Source organism: Actinotignum sanguinis (assembly GCF_003957255.1).
GTDB lineage: Bacteria > Actinomycetota > Actinomycetes > Actinomycetales > Actinomycetaceae > Actinotignum > Actinotignum sanguinis.
Window position 1 is genome coordinate 43,071 of record NZ_QDIE01000008.1, and the last position, 20,105, is coordinate 63,175.

The 20,105-nt window shown below is 61.4% G+C and carries 15 protein-coding genes; 9 read left to right on the plus strand and 6 right to left on the minus strand.

From position 1 onward, the window contains the following. Nucleotides 1-3: 3 nt before the first annotated feature. A complete protein-coding gene (locus DDD64_RS03480) occupies nt 4-2,055 on the plus strand; it encodes a glycosyltransferase (RefSeq protein ID WP_164545898.1) in 2,052 nt (683 codons plus the stop codon). Between the two features lie 110 nt (nt 2,056-2,165). Here DDD64_RS03480 and DDD64_RS03485 read toward each other — a convergent pair whose 3' ends face one another. The 3 genes from DDD64_RS03485 to DDD64_RS03495 are packed head-to-tail and all read right to left on the minus strand — an operon-like array spanning nt 2,166 to nt 6,247. Further along, complete coding sequence (locus tag DDD64_RS03485) at nt 2,166-4,004, minus strand: hypothetical protein (RefSeq protein WP_126135039.1); 1,839 nt, start codon at nt 4,002-4,004, stop codon at nt 2,166-2,168. A gap of 44 nt (nt 4,005-4,048) precedes the next feature. Beyond that, a complete protein-coding gene (locus DDD64_RS03490) occupies nt 4,049-5,296 on the minus strand; it encodes an ABC transporter ATP-binding protein (RefSeq protein ID WP_126135040.1) in 1,248 nt (415 codons plus the stop codon). 24 nt (nt 5,297-5,320) lie between these two features. Beyond that, entirely contained in the window at nt 5,321-6,247 is a 927-nt protein-coding gene (locus DDD64_RS03495; RefSeq protein WP_126135041.1) for an ABC transporter permease, read from the minus strand. A gap of 323 nt (nt 6,248-6,570) precedes the next feature. On the opposite strand from DDD64_RS03495, the gene DDD64_RS03500 reads away from it, so the two are divergent. After that, nucleotides 6,571-8,094 (plus strand): hypothetical protein, encoded by a 1,524-nt coding sequence (locus DDD64_RS03500; RefSeq protein ID WP_126135042.1) that lies wholly within the window; start codon nt 6,571-6,573, stop codon nt 8,092-8,094. After that, nucleotides 8,091-10,538 carry a glycosyltransferase gene (locus DDD64_RS03505; protein ID WP_126135043.1) on the plus strand — a complete coding sequence of 816 codons (2,448 nt, stop codon included), beginning with the start codon at nt 8,091-8,093 and terminating at the stop codon, nt 10,536-10,538. Before DDD64_RS03500 ends, DDD64_RS03505 begins: the two co-directional genes overlap by 4 nt. 130 nt (nt 10,539-10,668) lie before the next feature. On the opposite strand, the gene DDD64_RS03510 is transcribed toward DDD64_RS03505, so the two are convergent. Continuing rightward, nucleotides 10,669-11,946 carry a glycosyltransferase family protein gene (locus DDD64_RS03510; protein WP_164545899.1) on the minus strand — a complete coding sequence of 426 codons (1,278 nt, stop codon included), beginning with the start codon at nt 11,944-11,946 and terminating at the stop codon, nt 10,669-10,671. A gap of 267 nt (nt 11,947-12,213) precedes the next feature. Between DDD64_RS03510 and DDD64_RS03515 the strand changes: the two genes are divergently transcribed. The 4 genes from DDD64_RS03515 to DDD64_RS03530 all read left to right on the plus strand — a co-directional run bounded on the left by DDD64_RS03515 (nt 12,214) and on the right by DDD64_RS03530 (nt 15,584). Further along, entirely contained in the window at nt 12,214-12,969 is a 756-nt protein-coding gene (locus tag DDD64_RS03515; RefSeq protein WP_126135045.1) for a glycosyltransferase family 2 protein, read from the plus strand. 1 nt (nt 12,970) lies between these two features. Further along, nucleotides 12,971-13,318, plus strand: coding sequence for a DUF2304 domain-containing protein (locus DDD64_RS03520; RefSeq protein ID WP_126135046.1), 348 nt, complete (start codon nt 12,971-12,973; stop codon nt 13,316-13,318). 33 nt (nt 13,319-13,351) lie between these two features. Then, nucleotides 13,352-14,419, plus strand: coding sequence for an NAD-dependent epimerase/dehydratase family protein (locus DDD64_RS03525; RefSeq protein ID WP_126135047.1), 1,068 nt, complete (start codon nt 13,352-13,354; stop codon nt 14,417-14,419). Between the two features lie 85 nt (nt 14,420-14,504). Further along, a complete protein-coding gene (locus tag DDD64_RS03530; RefSeq protein ID WP_126135048.1) occupies nt 14,505-15,584 on the plus strand; it encodes an acyltransferase family protein in 1,080 nt (359 codons plus the stop codon). Between the two features lie 59 nt (nt 15,585-15,643). Here DDD64_RS03530 and DDD64_RS03535 read toward each other — a convergent pair whose 3' ends face one another. Continuing rightward, nucleotides 15,644-16,531, minus strand: a complete 888-nt coding sequence (locus DDD64_RS03535) for a glycosyltransferase family 2 protein (RefSeq protein WP_126135049.1) — start codon at nt 16,529-16,531, stop codon at nt 15,644-15,646. 177 nt (nt 16,532-16,708) lie between these two features. Between DDD64_RS03535 and DDD64_RS03540 the strand changes: the two genes are divergently transcribed. Both DDD64_RS03540 and DDD64_RS03545 read left to right on the plus strand, forming a co-directional pair. Beyond that, a complete protein-coding gene (locus DDD64_RS03540) occupies nt 16,709-17,977 on the plus strand; it encodes an MATE family efflux transporter (RefSeq protein WP_126135050.1) in 1,269 nt (422 codons plus the stop codon). A gap of 105 nt (nt 17,978-18,082) precedes the next feature. After that, a complete protein-coding gene (locus DDD64_RS03545) occupies nt 18,083-19,072 on the plus strand; it encodes a glycosyltransferase family 2 protein (RefSeq protein WP_126135051.1) in 990 nt (329 codons plus the stop codon). Nucleotides 19,073-19,081: 9 nt separating this feature from the next. Here DDD64_RS03545 and DDD64_RS03550 read toward each other — a convergent pair whose 3' ends face one another. Continuing rightward, the gene (locus DDD64_RS03550) at nt 19,082-19,834 is read right to left on the minus strand and encodes a hypothetical protein (RefSeq protein WP_126135052.1); all 753 of its coding nucleotides are present in this window, start codon (nt 19,832-19,834) and stop codon (nt 19,082-19,084) included. Nucleotides 19,835-20,105: the final 271 nt, after the last annotated feature.

Sequence of the window (20,105 nt, forward strand, 5' to 3'; positions counted from 1 at the left end):
GCCGTGACGAATGTTTCTTCTTCCTCGGCCATGACTGCCCTCCGTTCCGCGCTGCGCCGCGTTCCGGGAGCGGAAACTGCCGGGCGCAAGGTACTCCAGAAGCTTCTCTACCAGGTGCCCTGCTCGGAGCGGCCGCTGGTGTCCATCATTATTCCTGTCTACGGGCACTGGAAAGAAACTTTTGCCTGCCTGAAAGCGGTGGCGGAAACGGCAGGGAATATTCCTTATGAAATCATCGCGGTAGATGATTGCTCCCCGGATTCCACCGGCAAGAAGCTGGATCGCATTATCGGCTTGCGCGTTGTTCATATGCCGAAAAACGGCGGTTTTATTCGGGCCTGCAATACCGGACTCCAGTATGCGCGCGGTGAGATTGTTATCTATCTCAATAATGACACCGAAGTGAATCCCGGCTGGCTCCTGCCCATTGTGGAACGCCTGAAGGATCCCGCCATCGGGCTGGTGGGAGCGCGCTTGGTGTACGCGGATGGCACGTTGCAGGAAGCTGGCGGCGTGGTATTTTCTGACGGTGGCGCCTGGAATTACGGGAAGGGAGATAATCCCGAAAATCACTCCTATACCTATTTCCGGGATGTTGATTACTGTTCCGGAGCGTGCTTGGCGGTACGCAAGTCCATTCTTGATGAACTGGGCGGCTTTGATGAACGCTATATTCCCGCCTACTACGAAGATACCGATCTGGCTTTTGAAGTACGGCGCTTGGGCTACCGCACCGTTTATGAACCGCGCTCCCTCGTTATTCACCACGAAGGCGTATCGAACGGGACTGAAACCTCGTCTGGAACGAAACGTTACCAGGTCATCAATCGGGACAAGTTCCGGCAAAAATGGGCGGCTGAGTTGGCCGCGCAGCCGTTAAGTCCAGAAGAGGATCCCGATTTTGAGATCGAACGAGCCGTTCATACGAAAAATGTTGTTATTGTATGCGACGGCGCTGTTATCACCCCGGATCTGGACTCGGGTTCGGTGCGAATGGAACAGATTTTGCTGGAACTGCTCCGGCTCGGATACCAACCCATCTTCATTCCGCAAAACAAAACCCGCCACGAACCCTATGTCGGCAATTTGACCGCGTACGGGATCCAGGTTGTCTACGATACATATAACGATATGGGCCGCGCGAATATTAGCGGGCAAGCCCTCACCATCCTGCTGCGCGGGAATGTGCGCGGGGTGATACTCTCCCGAGTTGGGGTAGCCGCCGCAAGCCTTTTCCCCGTTACCCACGCACTTCCGGGTGTCCCCGTTATTTTTGACACGGTGGATCTGCACGGCACCCGCGAATTACGTGAAGCGAAACTTGCCGATGACGCTGCTCTTATCACCGCCGCGCATCAAACTAAGGAATTGGAGCTCGGGGTTATGCGAACGAGCACCGCCACCCTGGTTGTGTCCTCCGAAGAGGCCAAGATGCTGCATGCGGACCACCCCGAACTTCCGGTCTTTGTGGTGGGGAATGTGCACGTCCCGGTAGAGCACCCCGCCGGTTTGACGGGCCGGCGCAGCATCAGTTTTATTGGCTCCTTCGCCCATCCCCCGAACGCGGACGGCCTGAAATGGTATTTCACCGAGGTGCACCCGCTGGTGCGTCAAGAGCTCGGTGATGTCGAGGTCAATGTGTACGGGAAGAACCCGCCGGAATCCCTGCGCGTTTTTGAGGGGAACGGTGTGAAGCTACGCGGCTACGCCGCTGATTTAGCCGATGTTTATAACCCGGCTCGGCTCTCCATCGCGCCGCTACGCTACGGCGCTGGCGTGAAGGGGAAGGTCGGAGAATCTCTCTCCTGGGGCGTTCCTATTGTGACCACCGATATCGGTGCAGAGGGTATGGGCTTGGAGGACCGCCACACCGCGCTGATCGCCAATAGCCCGGAGGAATTCGCCCGGGCCATCGTGGACGGCATGCGTGATGATGAGTTGTGGGAGCGCCTCGCTACCGCGGGTGAGCGCCATATTCAGGAGATTATGGGCGTACCGCGCCTCCACCAGGATCTCGCGGCCGCCTTTGACTTCGCGGGGATTACGCGCGTCTGAGCACCGAGGGCAACGGGGGCGAAGCGTGCGCGTTGCCGCTAATCCTGGTAACGCGCACGCCGATCATGCGCTGGCGCATTGGCGCACGTGCCAGCTAGTACGCCAGTGCGCTATTCCGCGAGCGTCACGATGGTGAAATCCTTATGGAGTTCCACCCGCAGGCGCGGGTCGGACGCAATTTGTTCACGCAACGCTTGCGCCTCCGCGGCAAAAGTATCCGTGGACCCCTGTTCAATTCCCCACCGTAAATCAAAATTCGGGATGATAACCGCTTGCACCTGCCCGGTGTAGAGCACCTGCCACACCGAATGCCCAAAGTTCGCGTGCGAACCGATGACATCCTGCATTTCAGGCGTCCAGTTTTCGCGGGCCCGGGCCACATCTTTATCTCCGAAGGTGTTGTAGAGGACCAGGTCAGACTCGCTCGCGAGCACCCCGGCTAGGAAATCATTACCGCCTGATACCGGGGAACTGAAAGCCACCACGGCATCGTCCGGCAGAGCCGCATCAAGTTTTTCCGGAATCTCACCGATAAGTGCCTCAAGATGGGTGGCACGATAGCTGGCCCCTACCGCTAGGCCGGCGAAGTTCGGGGCGGAGCCCACCACGGCTAGCGCGGCTAAAACTCCGCAGGCTACCCGCCTCCAGCTACCTCGCGCTTCGCTGCGCACCAACGCGCTGATACCGCTCGCGAGCGCCGCGAGAAGAGCCAGGCGGACCACCAGCATCCAGCGGTAGATCGCCCGCATGAGATCGAGCCCCGGGAGCTCCTCATACAGCGGTGCCCACGGGAAGGTCCACACGGCTTCCGAGCGCGGCATCAGGTAGTCGCTCACCTGGATCGGCGGGGTGAGCGGACCGCGGATCTCCCACCATTTCAGCGAGGGCCCCAGGGCGATAACAAAGGCCACCAGCGCCACGCAGGCCCAGAGCAGCACGTAGCGGCGTGACCCGCGCGCCCAGACCAGCACACAAACGAGCAGCACCAAAGCCGCGATACCGATGTAATTCCAGCGGACGTTGGTGCCGTCTCCCCACAGCACATCCGCATCCAGCCCGATTCCGAGGAGGTCGGCCCACCACACGCTCGAGGTGGGGATAATCGTGGTAGCGACATCCACTCCCATGGAGCGGAAGAAATCTTCGCTGGTACCCATGCCGGCCAGGGCGCCACCGGAGCTGCGGTAATAGACCACTAGCGCAACTGCGCTGGCAACCGACATATAGATAAAGCCCAGACCGGCATCCCGCAGACCGCTACGCCCGCGCAGCAGCGGTAGCACAATAACCACCACCCCAGCGGTGAAGCCGAGCATGACGAAAGAATAACCGTCAAGGAAAACAGCCCAGGTAAGAACCCCGCACCAGCCGGCTCCGGCAAGAAGCCGGCGCCACCAGGGCGGCTGCAGCCACAAACGCAGCAGCACCGTGCCCACGTAGATGGTGGCGGGTAGAAGGAGAGCGCCCCAGAAGGTGGTACCAAAATTCCCCATTCCGATAAGGGAAGGGTTGATCATCCATACCGCGGCAGCCACTGCCGCGATCAGGCGGTGCGCCGTGAGCCAGAAGAACAGCCCGTAGGCGCCCACCAGTGCCAGGACGATCCAGATGAGGTACCACGCAGAGAGCGTTGCGGCGGCGTCGCCGGGAAATATTAATGAAAAGAAGGTGGCCGCGCGGCTAAAAATACCACCGTTGACCGTGGCTGTCCCTTCCGGAAAACCGATGGTGGGGCAGCGCCCTTCTTGCAGGTACAGGCGCGGAAACTCAGTTCCGCATTGCAGGCGCCCAAGGTCGGCCACCCAGGCGTGCACAGGGCCGATGGCCCACGCGTTCACACCGTAGATAAACGACAGGGCGAGGGAATAGAGGAGAGCGCCCAGGCCCGCGAAGCCACGGGTGCGCCACCGCAGCGGAGCGCTGCGCGCTTGGGCATCGATAACTGGCACGTGGTTCCCCTCTGTTCGCGGGAGCGTGGTGGCCGCGAACGCGGTTAGTGGCTCGTTGCGCTCCCCGCCTCGATCTTAACATTATGGACATAGACTTCGGGGAAGGTTTTGACGAATCCCGTGGTCATGCCATCGGATTTGGTGGTGAAGAGCGCAACGCTATTACGCCGCTCGATTTCAATATCCGCACTGTTGAGAATCGCAAGATTAACGATGTAATCGCCCTCCCCAATCGGTAGGTCGGGAAGAACAACCATGATAGTTTCTCGGTCCGTGATGGGTGGCAGAGGAAGTTGAAGGCGGCGGCTCGACATCCCGAAAACCGGGGTACCCTCGTTCATCGTGGCGATTTCCACCACCACGCCATAATCATGCAAGGGCTCATGGGCCACCAGATCAAAGGCGATGCGCATGGTGTCACCGCTAATATGCACGAAGAGCCCATCATCGGAGGTGCGCACCCCGTCCACAATCGCGGCGTTCTCAATACTGCACGGGTGGGTATCCACCGCGGTGAGCACCCCGCCGTTCTTCGCGGCCAGTTCAGCCAGCATTTGGGCCTGGTAGCCCTGGTGGAGGCGAGACATCGCGTCGCGCACGTCCCCCACCATGACCATGGCGCCTTTATCCAGAACGACGGCGCGATCACACACCTCGATGACCTGCGCCGCGGAATGCGAGACCAGAATAATGGAGCGCCCCTCGCGCTGGAATTGGCGAATCTTCTCCATGCACTTCTTCTGGAAAGGCTCATCGCCCACCGCGAGCACTTCGTCCACGAGGAGAATATCGGGATCCGAATGCACCGCCACCGCAAAAGCCAAGCGCACGTACATCCCGGAGGAATAGAACTTCACCTGGGTGTGGATGAAATCCCGGATCCCCGAAAACTCAATAATCGAATCGAGCTGGGCATCGATCTCCGCTTCAGAAAGCCCCAGGATAGAAGCGTTGAGATAAATATTTTCCATACCGGTGAGGTCGGGGTGGAAACCGGCACCCAGTTCTAGGAGCGCCGCCATGCGCCCCCGGGTGCGCACCTGCCCTGCATCGGGGGTGAGGATCCCGCCGATCACTTTGAGAAGGGTGGATTTACCCGAACCGTTCGCACCCACCAGGCCCACCGATTCTCCGGCGGCCACGCTGAAGGAGACATTCTTGAGCGCCCAGTATTCTTCCGCGTGGGTGCGTGAACGTGCAGCGTTAACCAGGCGTTCCTTGAGGGATTTATCTTTGTGGACGATAAATTTCTTCGAAACTCCATCAACTTGAATGACGTCGGGACGTGACATGAGAATCCTTGCCTCGCCTTTCTTTTAGAGTTCCTGCGCGAAATTACGTTGCATGCGGGCGAAGTAGCGTTGCGCGAGCCAGAGCAGCACCAGCCCAATAATAAGGAAGATTCCCAGACGGCTGAGGAGATGGGAGGGCAGCAGAGCGCCCTGCCCGGCCGCCCAGAAGGAATGCTGGAAGCCCATAACCGCCACCGAGGTGGGGTTGAGGAGATAGAGGTTGATCATCCAAGCGGGGGCTGCTCCGGCGATCATCGCGAAGGAGTACACCGAAGGGGTCAGCCAGAAACCGATGAGGAGAATAACTTCCACGAGGTATTGCACATCCCGCAGGTAAACATTCGCGGCGGAGAGGAAAAGCCCGAAGGCCACCGCCCACACCACCACCACGGCCAGGGAGATCGGGAAGTAGATGAGGGTACTCCCCCACGGCACCCCGCGGATAATAAGGGCCCCGCACACCAAAATGGCCAGCTGAGAGAGGAAGTCCACGAAGGCGGCACCGGCCGCGGAGAGCGGGAAGATTTCACGCGGGAGATACACCTTTTTGACAATCCCGGAATTACTCACGATCGCACCGGTGGAGGCCGCCACGATCTGGGAAAAAAGCCCCCAGGCGGTGAGCCCGGCGAAAACATAGATGGCGAAATCGGGGATGGCACGTTCGGCGCCCAATACCTTGCCGATGGCGAAGTAGTAGATGAGCAGGTTGATAAGTGGGCGTACCAGGGTCCACACGTAGCCGAGCACCGAATCCTTGTAGCGTGCCTTGAGCTCCCGCCGAGTGAGCAGGCCGAGAAGGTGGCGATGCGCGAGAATATCGCGGATGGAAGCCCGCCACCCCCTAAAGAACCCGGTGTCAATAGCCACGCGCGTGAGATCCTGGCCGGCGAGTTTTTCGAAGCGTGCCTGCGCCTCGGGACCCACCTCGCGTTCGCGCCCTGTTGCCATACCCGACCTTTCCTACCGGCATTCGCGCTTCTCACTACCCACCCAGGCTAGCCGCGCGCATGCACCTATCTGTCTCATATTACCCAGCTGCGGGCCGCGCCGCGCGCCGGGCCGCGTACCAGCACACGTGCCGCGCCACGCACCGGGCCGCGCCACGCACCGGGCCGCGCGCCGAAGCAAGCACTCCTCCGGTAGCAGGCCCTGCGGCGTGATGTCAGCGCTAGCTCGCGTCGCCTTGTACGATAGAGAAAGTAAGTTTCACCCGCGAGCCGCCGCGGCTACGTGAGCCGCGCTTGCCGCCCCGCGGAGGATGATAGGCAGTCATGAGTGTTTGTGTTCTTGTTCCCGCCGGAGCCGGGCCGGCTTTAGCGCGCGCCCTCCCCTACCGTGTTGCGGAGCTCATTGCGGGCCAGCCCGCCCCGCGCGCGGATCTCACAGCAGGGGAAACGGTGACCGCGGTGGTTACCGCTCCCGGTGCTGTGACGAAAACAGCTCTCGCGCAGCTCCTTGCCACCCCGGGGCGCAATACCGCGTGGGGTGCCCCGCGTTCCGAAGATCCGAACGCATCCGAGTCCCGCGGTGTCCTCGCGGTTCCCGCCCCGGTCTACACCTTCGACTCCCGGGCGCTGCACCTGTGCGGCGGCCTCGATACCGCTTTTACGCTTCCGGCCCTGGCCGTGGATGCCCAGTGGCGCCTGAGCGCCGCCGGGGTGCCCGGTGAGCAGCGTGCTACCCCGCTCCTCGAAGCCGGCACCCCCGATCTGGATACCGTGGACTACCTGCGTATCCTCACGAAGAATCTTTCCCCGGCCTACCAGCTGGAATTCCTTGCCCCGCTTTTCCTCGCCCTCATCGATCACCCGATCCGCAGCTCCGGGGTAGATACCGCGGCCCTCGATCTTGCCCGCCGTCCGGGGAACGACGACGTACCAACGCTCCAGATCCCCTCCACCACTTTCGGCGGGGCCCAGGTGGTGCGGGATTGGGCTGCCTCCCTAGCCGGCTTGGAAAGCCGCAATGAAGCGGCTCTTAGCGCCGCCCGTATCCCGGACCGCCGTCTACCCCATTTTTCTGATTTCCTTGACCGGGTGTGGGCCAGCGTCGGCATCCCCACCTCCGAACGGGAGTTCCTGGAAACGGCTTTCGCGGATGTGCGCCGCGATCATGAGCCGAGCATCGCTTTCGCGGTAGCCGGTTCCGATACCGCGGCCCGTGCCCGTTTCGCCCGGATCGCCGCTGAAATTCCCGAGCCGCTTTATCTGTGGGATCCGGAAAGCAAAGAGCTGAGCGAGCGGAGTGCCGACCCCACCGCACCTTTCCAACCGGCCCGCCGCGATATTGGCAGCGCCGTCGCCACAATTGCGGTGACCTATATTCTCAACCTGCCGGCCCGTGCCGTCCCGTGGAGCGGGAACCACGGGGTGGTCATCGCTGATGTCACCACCGCGAACCTCACGGCGATGGTCCGCACCGATTGGGTGGGGGTGACCGGCACGGAGAGTCTAGGTGCGAACGCCAGCGTTCTCAACGAAACGCTCAGTGTTGCGGACCGCGTGATCACCGCGGATACCGCCCAGCGTGATTTTGTGCTCGGGGCTCTGTCCGGGAACTATCGCCTCGATCAAAATACGTACGACGACGATCACTCTCTCACCAGCCTCGTCGCCCAAGAAAACGGCGATATTGCGGCGGCCCTCGCCGCGCTGCGCTCCCCGATTCACGCCTATGAACGGGTGGAAACCACCCAATTGTACGAGGAGCCCGGCAAGCCCGGTGCCCGCAAGCACCCCCACCTACGCCGCGCGTTGCGCGGCCTGGCCAGCACTCTCAAGGGAGAACGCAAGTGACCTCTGTTTCCGTTATTCTTGTCAATTTCCGCGGGGCGGAGGATACGATTGCCGCCGCGCACTACCTGCGTGAATGTGATTGGCCGGCGCAGGATCTGGAGATCGTCGTCGTCGATAATAATTCCGGGGATGGTTCTTTCGAGCGCCTGCGCGCCGAGCTACCTGACTGCCAGGTCCTGCAATCGGGTGCCAACCTGGGCTTCACCGGCGGCTGTAATTTTGGAGTGGAGCATTCGCGCGGGGACATTGTGGCTTTCCTCAATAATGATGCCCGGCCCGGTAAAAAGTGGATTCGCGCCGCGGTGGAAGCGATTGCGGCGGACCCGAAGGTGGGCTGCGTGGCCTCCAAGGTACTCACCTGGGAGGGCGACAGAATCGATTTCGTCGATTCCTCGATGACGTGGTTCGGGATGGGCTACAAGCGCGAGGCAGAACGCGAGGATACCGGCGCCTGGGATACCCCGAAGAATGTGCTCTTCCCCACCGGGGCCGCGATGTTTGTGCCGCGCCGCGTTTTTGAGGAACTGGGCGGTTTCGATGACCGCTACTTCATGTTCTACGAGGATGCCGATTTCGGGTGGCGTGCCAATTTGGCCGGATACGATGTGCGTTATGTACCCGAGTCGGTGGCCTACCACCGCCACCACGTCACCATGAAGAAGTTCGGGAATTTCCGCGAAACGTACTTCCTGGAACGCAATGCGCTGGCTTGTCTGTACAAGAATCTCGGGGATGATCTGCTCCGCACTGTTTTCGCTCCTGCCCTTGCTTTCGCCCTGGAGCGCAGCGCGGAACGCAGCGAGGTGGAGGAACGCCGCGGCCCGGATTCTTACCGCGCGGCAGAGGGAACCGTCACGAAAATGGCGGCCACCGCGCCCTACGCGGTGTCGTATTTCCGCGATATTTTGCCTTCCCTCGTGGAATCGCGCCGGGAAATCCAGGCCGGGCGCCAGAAGTCCGATGCGGAAATTATTACCCTCATGCGTAATGCCATGGAGCCGGCCTATCCGCTGCCGCGTTACCTGGACCTCCACGAGGTGCTGGCGCGTTTCTTCGGGATTGCCAAGCGTTTCTCCGGGCAGGCGAAGGTGCTGGTGGTAACCGGCGAACCCATCGGGGAGAAAATGGCCGGGCCGGCCATCCGCGCCTGGGAAATGTGCACTCGCCTGGCGCTCGAACACCCGGTACGGCTGTGCTCCACGGCGGGCGTAGGGAAGGTGGCACCCCAGGCTTTCGAGATCCACAATGGCGATACCGATACTCTGCGCGCCTGCACCGACTGGGCGGACGTCATTATTTTCCAGGGGTTCCTGCTGGAAAGCGCCCCGTGGCTCATGAGCTCGGAAAAGATCATCGTGGCCGATATTTACGATCCTATGCACCTCGAGCAGCTCGAACAGGCCCGCGACCAGGGTCCGGAGGGCCGCGAACGTTCCATCACCGGGGTGACCGGCGTGCTCAACCGGCAGCTGGCTCGCGCCGATAAATTCCTGTGCGCCTCGGATAAACAACGCAATTTCTGGCTGGGGCAGCTGGCGAGTATGGGCCGCATCAACCGCAATGTCCTTCCCGACAACGCGGATGTGCGCAGCCTTATCGATATTGCGCCTTTCGGGCTGGGCGAAGAAGCCCCCCGGCAAACCGAGCACGCCATCCGCGGGAAGGTTCCCGGCATCGGTATGGATGACAAAGTGATTCTCTGGGGCGGCGGGGTCTATAACTGGTTCGACCCACTCTCCCTCATTCGCGCGGTGGCGCAACTTTCCCGCACCCATAGCGATGTGCGCCTCTACTTCCTGGGGATGAAACACCCGAATCCGGGGGTACCGGCCATGCGGGTCGCCTCCGAAGCGGTGGCCCTGGCCGATGAGCTGGGCCTGACGAACCGGCACGTGTTCTTCAACCACGATTGGGTTCCCTACCACGAGCGCCAGAACTACCTGCTTGATGCGAACGTGGGAGTCTCCACCCATTTCGAGCACGTGGAAACCCAATTCTCTTTCCGTACCCGTATCCTCGACTACCTGTGGGCCGGGCTGCCGATCGTGGCGACCAGCGGGGATTCTTTCGGAAATGCCCTCGATAGCGAAGGCATCGGTATCTCGGTACCTCCGCGCGATGTGGAGGCCCTCGCCGCCGCGCTCGAAACACTGCTATACGACGACGCCGCAGCGGCTCGCGCGCGTGCGAATATTGCCGGTTTCGCCCAGCAGTTCCACTGGGATCGGGCGCTGGCTCCGCTGCTGGAGTTCTGCCGGCATCCACGCCGGGCTGCGGATGTGGCTTTCCGCGCCGGGGACGATGTGCCGGGAACCATGCTCGGCTTTATCGACCCCGGTTTCAACCCGGTGCGTGATCTCAAACTCGTGGTGGATTACCTGCGTACCGGCGGCCCGAAGGTGCTGGCCTCGAAGGTGAAGTCCCGGCTGCGCAAGTACATCTAGTTCACCTAGTCCACCTAGTCGCCCCTCGTGCGCCTGAGGAAGGTACACAGATGCCCGCGGATCGCTCGGTGCGTTCCGCGGGCATCCCTCATGCCGCCGGCATGATCAGCTGCTGCGTTGCGGCAATGTGCTACGTTGCCGAGGGAATAATGAGGGCGTATCCGTATACGCAGGCGGTGAGGAGCGCCAAACCCCAGGTCACGGAGTGTCGCAGCTTGATCCAGGCGGCAGCGGCGCAGAAGAGCGGGATAAGAACCATCCCGTAGCGGTGTTGCATAAAGGTGAGTGAGCCGGAAAGAATATTGAACCCGAGCACCACCGCCGGAGCGATGCCGAGGAAAGAAACCGCGGCTGCCTGGCAGAAACGCTGCGCCAAAGTGGAGTGACGTTCCAGGATCCAGGCCACGCTAACAATGGCGGTAATTCCCAGCCAGAGCACCACACTCGCGAAGGGTGATTTCGGATATTGCTCGGCAGTCCCGCCAATGCCAGCGAAAATAATTTGAAGCGCATCATCGGTCATATAGGGCAGCTGACGAAGATCAAGCGCCCCGGTAGGATCCACCACAATATCCGGGCGTGCCACCGGAATGAACGTGCGAATAACCAGCCAGGCACCGCCTGCTATCGCGGAGACCACCCCGAGGGCACCAATTTCCCACCAGCGCGGCAGCTTAGCGGGATCAGCAGCGGCTTTCTTACCCCAGCCGTGGCCGGGCCGTATCCGGTACCACACCAGGAAAATAAGGGCTGCCACCACCGCGAAAATATTTTGCATTTTCACCACGCAGGCCACCGCGGAGATGAGGATGAGCCAGCCGATTGACCACTGCCGGCGCGCGTAGAAAATACTCCCGAAGATAATAAGGGTGCCAACAAGGAGGTTGAGCGCGTCAGGGGTGATATAGCAATTCGTGGTGCGGAACGTGGGCATGGACGTGATAAGGAGCGGCACCGTGAGCGCCATCGCCCAGGTGGCACCAACACGGCGCATCCCCCACGCCAGCACCGTCATACCCACCACCAACCAGAGCACGCTGGTGAGGCGAGCGCTACCCAGCAAGCCCATTCCCAGCACGGTGAAGGGCTTGGCTAGCCAGGCGGTCAGGAAGTAATAGACCGGCGAATGTACCCCGGCGGTGGTATAACCCGCGAAGGGAAGCTTCTCATCCGGGAAATCTCCCCCGCACACCCCGATGGTTGCCGAGCTGACCGGATTGGAACCGAAACCGAGGCAGGCCAGCACCTCACGGGCATAAGAGTCCGTGGTCATCCCGTCACGTACCACGATCCCGCGCCCGGCCTTATCTACCGCGTCGAGGTACACGTATTCATCGAAGGGAGACAGGTGCGGATTGCTCGTGATGAAGTGAAGGTTGAGCGCCCCGCCCAGAATTCCGAAGAACACTAGGACGGCTAACCACACGACCCAGGGGCGCCCGGCGCTGATTCTCCGGAACCGCGACAAGAGAGCCGCCCGATGCTGAGAGTGTTGTGGAGACGACTCGGCCCGAGGTGCCCGAGCATCCGCGTGTGTGGCTGCAACCATGGATTTCCTTGAGATGGACAACGTTTCACTTGCCGCGTTATCTTATCGCGAACGACCGCCCCTCATATAGGGCACACAGCACGAGCGTTCGTTCAAGCCCGGGCTTAAATGGCCTAAAATCAAAGAATGACTTCTGAGCAAGACAGACACCCACGTCTCGTCGTCCTCATTCCGGCCTGGAATGAAGAAGAGGCACTGCCGGCGGTTCTCACCGAATTACGCCAGGCAGTTCCGCACGCATCCCTCGTGGTCATTAACGATTGCTCCCGGGATGCCACCGCGCAGGTGGCCGCGGCCGGCGGGGCTACTGTCCTCAATTTGCCCATTAACCTCGGGGTGGGCGGGGCTATGCGCACCGGCTACCTGTACGCCTGGCGGCACGGATTTGACCGCGCTGTGCAGGTAGATGCCGATGGCCAGCACCGCCCCGAAGATATTGCTCGCCTGGCGGCCCGCATGGATGAGACCGGTGCCGATATTGTGATCGGGGCGCGTTTTGCCGAACGGGGCTCCTATCGGGTGCGCGGCCCGCGCGCCTGGGCCATGCGATTCCTTTCCAAGGTACTCTCCCGCGTGCATCACACTCGGCTCACGGATACTACCTCGGGTTTCAAGCTAACGAACCGGAGGGCCATCGGGGTACTCGCTGATGAGCTCCCGGCTGAATACCTGGGCGATACCATCGAAGCGCTTATTATCGCCAGCAAAGCTGGGCTGCGCGTCACCCAGGTAGGGGTAGAGATGCGCGAACGGCAGGGTGGCACTCCCTCCCATAACCCGCTCAAAGCCGCACGTCTGCTGCTGCGCGGTATTATCGCCATGGCGGTAGCTTCCACCCGCCCCGGCCAAAAAGATCTCGACGGAACCGAAGGAAGGCAATAACGTGCTCTACCGCCTCTTGCCCATCGCCGCGAGCATCCTCTTCCTTATATATCTGTTTATCTTGCTGCGCTCCCGGCGGATGAAACAAACCTACGTGTATATCTGGTTCCTTATCGGTATCGGCCTGCTCGTTATTTCAATCTGGCCCCAGGTTGTTTTCCTCGTTTCCCAAGCCCTCGGTTTCAAACGCGCCTCCAATATGATTTTGGTGATCGCGTGCGTGGTGCTGCTCATGGTGACGATCCAGCTCTCTACCGCAGTCTCCCGGTTAGAAGAAGACCGGCGGCGTTTGGCTGAAGAAATAGCTTTGCTACGCGCGGAACGCGCGGCGCCCCTACCTGAGGCGTAAACTTCATGTGCATCAAATAAAGGAAGGACTTCCATGCGCATTCTTGTCACCGGTGGTGCCGGTTTTATCGGAGCGGCGATGTCAACGTACCTTGCCGATCATCACGACCAGGTTATCGCTTTCGATAACCTGCATCCGCAGATCCACCCGGATCATCAGCCCACGGCCGGCTTCGATAAGCGCGTGGAGCTCTACGAAGCCGATGTGACCGATCCGGCCGCCTGGGATGCCCTGCTGGAGCGCTTCACCCCGGATGTCGTTGTCCATTTGGCGGCGGAAACCGGAACCGGGCAGTCCCTGACCGAATCCACCCGGCACGCCTCCGTGAACGTGGTGGGCACCACCACGATGCTCGATGCTTTTGCGCGCCACCAGGTGATCCCGCAGCGCATCGTCCTCGCCTCCTCGCGCGCGGTCTACGGTGAGGGTGCCTGGCGGCACACCTCCGGGGAACACGCCGGTGAGCTGTTCTACCCCGGTTCACGCACGGTGGCCATGTTTGAAAAAGAAGAATGGGATTTCCCGGAGGCGGAGCCGGTGGCCATGAATGCCAGCCTGGTGGAGCCCCATCCTTCTTCGGTGTACGCGGTGACCAAGATCGCCCAGGAACAGCTCCTGCGCATGTGGGGCGATGCTTTCGGCTGCGAGATCGGGATTGTACGCCTGCAAAACGTGTACGGCCCCGGCCAAACGCCCTCCAATCCCTACACCGGGATCATGTCCCTCTTCTGCCGCGTTGCCTACAATAAGCAACAGATTTCCGTGTATGAGGACGGCCTCATCCGCCGCGATTTCATCATTATTGATGATGTGGCCCGCGCCCTCATTAAAATGATCGAAATTGAGAAGTGCCCGGGAGTTTCCGTGGATATCGGAGCGGGCCACTACACCACCATCCTCGAAGCCGCCCAAATTATCGCGAAGATTTACGGGGCTCCCGAACCGAAGATCACCGGTCAGTGGCGCCACGGGGATGTGCGCCACGCCTGGGCAGATCCGCAGCCGGCCCGCGAGCTCCTCGGTTTCGAAGCCGAGGTAGACGTGGAAGAAGGCTTCACGCGCCTTGCCTCCTGGATTAACACCCAGACCCAGTATCTCTAAACCTGAAACGATAGCGCGGTGTGCGGCGACGACCCGGCAACGGCGTCGTCGCCCCCCACCGTGCTGGTACCACACGAAGGAACGTATGCGCACCTGGCTTGACCCCCGCAATAACTCGCTGAATTTGATTCGGCTGGTTTTTGCGCTCATGGTACTTTTCCACCACGTGGGGCCGGTGACTCAGCTCGTCGGGGAATTCGAAATCACGCCCGGTGAATCGGTAGGAGCCTGGGCTGTTTTCGGTTTCTTCATGATTTCCGGGTATCTCATTACCGCGGCCCGGCTGCGTTCGGATGTGGGGCGCTACCTCAAGAATCGCGTGGTGCGCATTTTCCCGGCGTTCCTGTTCATTAACGTGGTGACCGCCTTCCTCCTCGCGCCCTTCGTCTATCTGCTCGACCACGGTACCCTGGACGGCTATCTCACCACCGGCCCCACTCCCATCAGCTATATCCTGGGCAATTTCTTCCTCTACATGAACCAGTGGGGCATCGCGGATACCCTCCACAATGTTCCCTACCCCATCGCCTGGAACGGCTCACTGTGGTCGCTCTACTACGAGTTCGTGTGCTATCTCATTGTGGGCGCGCTGCTCACCATCCCCTTCTTCAAGCGGCACATCTGGCCCACCGCCGCAATTTTCCTGGGCACCTGCGCGCTGCGGGTATTCCTCCCCACCGCCACGGTGTACCTGGGCACGATGAACGGCACACTTGACCAGCTTTCACGCCTGCTCCCCTTCTTCTTCGGTGGCTCACTCCTCTTCTTGGCCAAAGACCGCCTGAGCCTGACCACCTGGGGAGCCCTGGGTGCCGCCGTTGCGGCCGTCGCCATTATGGTGGTGGCCCCGCATTCCGGGCCGCAGATTTCCGCGCCACTGCTCACCTACGTGCTGCTGTGGATCGGGCAGACGCTTCCCTCCCCGCGTCTCTTCCAGGTCCACGATTTCAGCTACGGCATCTACATCTGGGGATTCCCGCTCACCCAGCTCCTCACTCGCCTCGGCCTTGCGGACGCGGCCCCCTACCTTGTTTTCTGCGCTGTTCTTTTTGTGCTTACCGCATTGGGCGCGGCATTCTCCTGGTTCCTGGTGGAACGGCCCGCCATGCGGGCCTCGCGCGGTAAGAAAAAACCCTTCGGAGAGTTGCGCGCGCCGGCACGCTAGGGCGCGCGAAGAGGCGCGCTGCGGGGCGTGCGTCGTCGTAAAAAAGACGACGCCGGGGCCTACCTGCCCAGCAGGTGACGCAGCAGCGTACGCACCCCGGTGGAGCTGCGCTCCTTGAGGGCCCGCGGCAGCAAGGTAGCGGCGTAGAGGCGCGAGGTGGCGTGCACGTGGGCTGCCCGTTGGGCCTTCCTCCAACCGCGCTTTTTCATCTCCGCGGCCGCGAGCGCGAAATAGCGCCGCTCCCCAGCAAAGCGGGTACCGTCCAGAAGCTTGGAAGCAGAAGCGGAAGAATCGTGGCGGCGGTAGCGGAAGCAGACCGTAGGTTCCACGAGCAGAGAGGCACCGGCAGCCAGCATATCGACGACAATGGCGAGATCCTGAATCAGGGGGAAACCAGCGCGGAAGGGGGTGGCGCGAATCGTCTCGGTGCGGAAAACCAGAGAGGGCCAGTAGAGCCAGTCCCCGGTGAGAAGGACCGCCGCTGCTCCCTCCCCGGAAATAACATTGCCCATCCGGGTGGAGCGCCTGCGCAGAGAGGCTTTGATGCGATCCCCGAGCGGCGAAATAACCGTGCCCTGCGCGTCAATGGGGCGCACGCCGGGCTGAATAATATCGATGGTGGGGTGAGCGGCAATAGCGGCCTGGATGGTCGAAACGAAATTCGGTTCCATCAGGTCATCGCAGCCCATGAACATCATGTATTCCGAGGTGGCCAGCTTGAGGCAGGTCTCGTAGTTTTCGGTAATGCCCCGATTCGTTTCATTACGAATATAGGTGACGCGCTCATCATGAAGGTTGGCGAAATACTCGGGCACGCTCTCATCGGGATAGCAATCATCCACCACGGTGAGCTTCCACTCATCGCTATCCTGGGCCAGGACCGATTCCACGGTTTGGAAGAGGTAGTCCGGGTTACCCCAGAAGGGCAGCATGATATCGAGGCGCATCGGGCATATCCTTTCCGTGGCGAAGCCGCTTGCTGTTTCGCCGCCATCTGTACTAGCGCCTATTATGGCACGGGTGCGCTCAGGGTGCGGGTCCGCACGGGTCGGACGTGCCTAGCCGGCCGCCCGGAGTGTGCCGCGCCCTATACTTAAGAAATCCTGCGAAGAGAAAGGCCATCCGTGATGTCCACCGCCGCTGGCCAGAGCTCAGAAACTGCCGGAGCTGCCCTGCCCGTTGCCCTGGGGGGTGCCTCCGGGGCGCTTTCCGGTTTCTTTATTACGGTGGTGAGTGCGCGTTCGCTCTCCCCTACCGATAACACCCTGTTTTTGACGTTCTGGGCTGCCCTGTTCGCCATTATTGCGATCGTGGCGGGGCTCCAAAATGAGGTGACGCGGGCGGTGCGCCGCGACCGGGTGGAAGGCCGCGCGGGCGTGGCATCCGGGGCCGCGGGGCCGCGCTACCGCACCTCACCGGTCCTCATCTGCGCGGGGGTGGGCGTATGTGCCGCGCTGCTGGTGCTGGCCGCCACGCCGCTGTGGCTGCGAGTATTTCACGGGTTTTCCGGGCGTGCTCTTCTTATTGGTTTTATTGCACTAGGGGTACTCCTCAACAGCGTGCATCTGGGACTCCTCGGAGTTTTCGCTGGGCGCGGGAACTGGAAAGTTTTCGGTACTCTCACCTCGCTGGAACCGGCCCTGCGTTTCCTTTTCATTGCGATAGCTGGATATCTCAGCCTTGCACTCCACCTCTACGCCTTCGCCTGCGTGCTGGCCTGCGGTACCTGGCTGCTGCTTAGCGTCGCGCCGGGAGTGCGGGCTTTGGCGCGCACCCGCATCAATATTGCGCCGCGGGGCTTGGTGCGCCGCCTCCTGCTGGCTATGGCCGCCACCGGGGCCAGCGCGCTCCTCATTAACGGTTTCCCCCTCCTGATGAGCCTAACTACCGAGCCGGAAGTGTTCTCCCAGGCCGCTCCGCTCATTCAAGCGGTATCTGTAACCCGCGCGCCCCTCATGCTTCCCCTGGTGGCTTTCCAGTCCATGGTGATCACGGTTTTCGTCCAGCACCCCGAGCGCACCCGCGGTTATTTGCTACGGCTGGCCGTTATTCTGGGAGGAATTGGCGGGATTGGCGCCCTGGCCGCCGCCGCGTGCGGCCCGTGGCTCATGGCGGTTATCTTCGGATCGGCTTATGCGAATACTCCCCTGACGCTGGGATTATTGGTTCTTGCCGCAGCCTGCCTGGCTCTTCTTACGCTCACCGGGGCGGTGGCGCTGGCCGCCGATCACCACCGCCTCAATATTCTGGGGTGGTGCGTGGCCCTGCTGGTCTGCGTCGCCTTGATGCTCATCCCCATTTCTTTGGACATACGCACGGTTGTTTCCCTGGTCGTGGGCCCGCTGCTGGGCAGCATCTGCCATATCCTCGGTCTGGTGCGCCGCGCCCGATAGAGCCCGATAGCACGCCAGAAGCTTGGGGACCTTTGGGGCCGGGCGGGATGCACCAGGACCGCGCGCGGGTACCATGGAGACTACTGAGCTGACCTAGGAGGAATCATGGCACGGGTATCCGTTATCACTCCCGCCTACCGCGGTGAGGACACCATTCGGCGCGCGGTTGTATCGGTCCTGGGCCAAACAATGCCCGATGTGGAGCTCATCGTTGTGGATGATCACTCCCCCGATAACACCGCCGGCGTGCTGCACGACCTGGAAAAAGAACTGGCCGATACCCGCCTCACCGTGATCTACCACGAGAACAATACCGGGGTATCCGGGGCGCGAAACTCCGCCCTCGGCCGCGCTTCCGGTGACTATATTGCCTTCCTCGACGGGGATGATTATTGGGAACCCACCTATCTGGAACGGATGCTGCGTGAAGTGGAAAGCGCGCCCGGTACCGATGTGGTGTGCTGCGGGCGCACCATTCATCTCTCCAATGGACGCACGCGCACCGAGCACTCCCGTTTCCTCGGTACCCTGGCGGGCCCGGAGGCGGTGCGAGCTTTCCTCACCGATAACCTCACCCCGTTCCTCTGGGATAAGCTTTTTGCCGCCGCCACGTTCGAGGGTTTGCGTTTCCCCGAGCATATTCACCGCGGGGAAGATCAAGTTGTTGCCGCGATAGCGCTTTCCCGGGCCCGGCAGGTCACCTCCATTCCCGATGCCCTAGCCAATTATGTGGTGGGGACCCAGTCCCTCACCTGGGGCCGTGTTCCCGATCCGCAAGAATATGAGGATGCCGCACGTTTCCTAGCCGAAAAGCTCGGGCCGGAATGGATGGCAGAACCGAAAAACCTTTCCGCTTTTTTGGTGTACCGTACCCTCGCCATGATGATTTTGGCGCAATCCGCCATGCGTTCGGAGAAGGACACCGCGGATATCGTGCGCTCGGCACGGCGTGCTCTTAGCTTGCCCATGCTGCGCGCCACCGCGCAGGCCCGCCCGCAGCTAGCGGCCGGAGCCGCCCTGCTGCGTACGTGCCCGGCGCTCTATCGCAAGATCTACCTGCGTTACGTGCGCAGCACCTACGCCATCGCGGATTAGGAGCGGCGCTTAGAAAGCCCAGCGCCACCCCGAACCCGGAACACCCCAGGGGTTGTAGACCAGATAGCCGTGCTCCAGGGAGGTTTCCAGGACCACCTTGCCGGCCGCGCTTTCTCCCGGATTGATAAAGGGGGTTACCCGTTCCGCGGCGGGATAGCACGCGTACGATACCACCGAGTGGCTATCTTCCTGGATATTTCCATCCCGGTCCGTGAGGTGGAAGGCATCCCGATCCAGGGTGAGGAAGGGAACATCCGGGTCGTACGCAGCATAATCGGCTGCCATCTGCGCATTGAGATCAACCACGAGGAAAGTGCCGTTCTCGGCAGTGACCACCGCTGGTTCCGCGATGCGCGAGGGGCACTCCTGCGCCCGTGCGATATCCGTGACAGTCAGGGTGAACGCAGCCCGAGTGGCGCCGTCGACCGAAAGACCTACCGGCACCCCAAGCTGAGCTTCCACGTCCCCGCTCGGAGCAATCGCAACCGGGCGGCCCCCTTCCGCCCCATCATTAACCGCGGCGCGTTCCTGCGCAGTCCCGGAGCCGTTCCCGCTGGTCGCAGCGCCGCCGGGCGCCGCGCTCGCCACCGGAATGGGGGTGACCGGATCGGGATCACCCACCGCGGTGCTCGCGCAGCCACTCAGACCCGTGAGCGCGGCTAAGCTCAGCCCCGCGAGCGCGTGCCCGAGGCTCCACCGGCTCGCGTGCCTGTTTCGCCCGGACGAAAGTGCGGGTTGTGCGGTATGAATACTGTGCGTCATCTCGTTATCTTTCCTTTTCCTCGCCACGCGTTCTTAGAAGCGGTGGAAATCGCCGTGGGGGACAACGTAGCCCCAGCGCCGCGCGAAATCTTGTCGCCATTTCGTTGCCACGTACATCCACGCCGGCCCGTCTACGGTGGTAACTAGTGTACCGTCCGTGAAATAGCTTACTGGTGATGGTATTATTGATCCATGTCGCACCCCGCTAAACCACTCGCCTTGAGTGACGAGGAACGAAGCACCCTGGAAAAGATCTACAACTCACCATCAC

Excerpts from the sequence above, each read along its gene's own strand:
- DDD64_RS03525 (WP_126135047.1), top strand. The coding sequence starts at position 13,352 with ATGCGCATTCTTGTCACCGGTGGTGCCGGTTTTATCGGAGCGGCGATG.
- DDD64_RS03515 (WP_126135045.1), top strand. The coding sequence starts at position 12,214 with ATGACTTCTGAGCAAGACAGACACCCACGTCTCGTCGTCCTCATTCCG.
- DDD64_RS03490 (WP_126135040.1), bottom strand. The coding sequence starts at position 5,296 with ATGTCACGTCCCGACGTCATTCAAGTTGATGGAGTTTCGAAGAAATTT.
- DDD64_RS03535 (WP_126135049.1), bottom strand. The coding sequence starts at position 16,531 with ATGCGCCTCGATATCATGCTGCCCTTCTGGGGTAACCCGGACTACCTC.
- DDD64_RS03545 (WP_126135051.1), top strand. The coding sequence starts at position 18,083 with ATGGCACGGGTATCCGTTATCACTCCCGCCTACCGCGGTGAGGACACC.
- DDD64_RS03530 (WP_126135048.1), top strand. The coding sequence starts at position 14,505 with ATGCGCACCTGGCTTGACCCCCGCAATAACTCGCTGAATTTGATTCGG.
- DDD64_RS03495 (WP_126135041.1), bottom strand. The coding sequence starts at position 6,247 with ATGGCAACAGGGCGCGAACGCGAGGTGGGTCCCGAGGCGCAGGCACGC.
- DDD64_RS03550 (WP_126135052.1), bottom strand. The coding sequence starts at position 19,834 with ATGACGCACAGTATTCATACCGCACAACCCGCACTTTCGTCCGGGCGA.
- DDD64_RS03500 (WP_126135042.1), top strand. The coding sequence starts at position 6,571 with ATGAGTGTTTGTGTTCTTGTTCCCGCCGGAGCCGGGCCGGCTTTAGCG.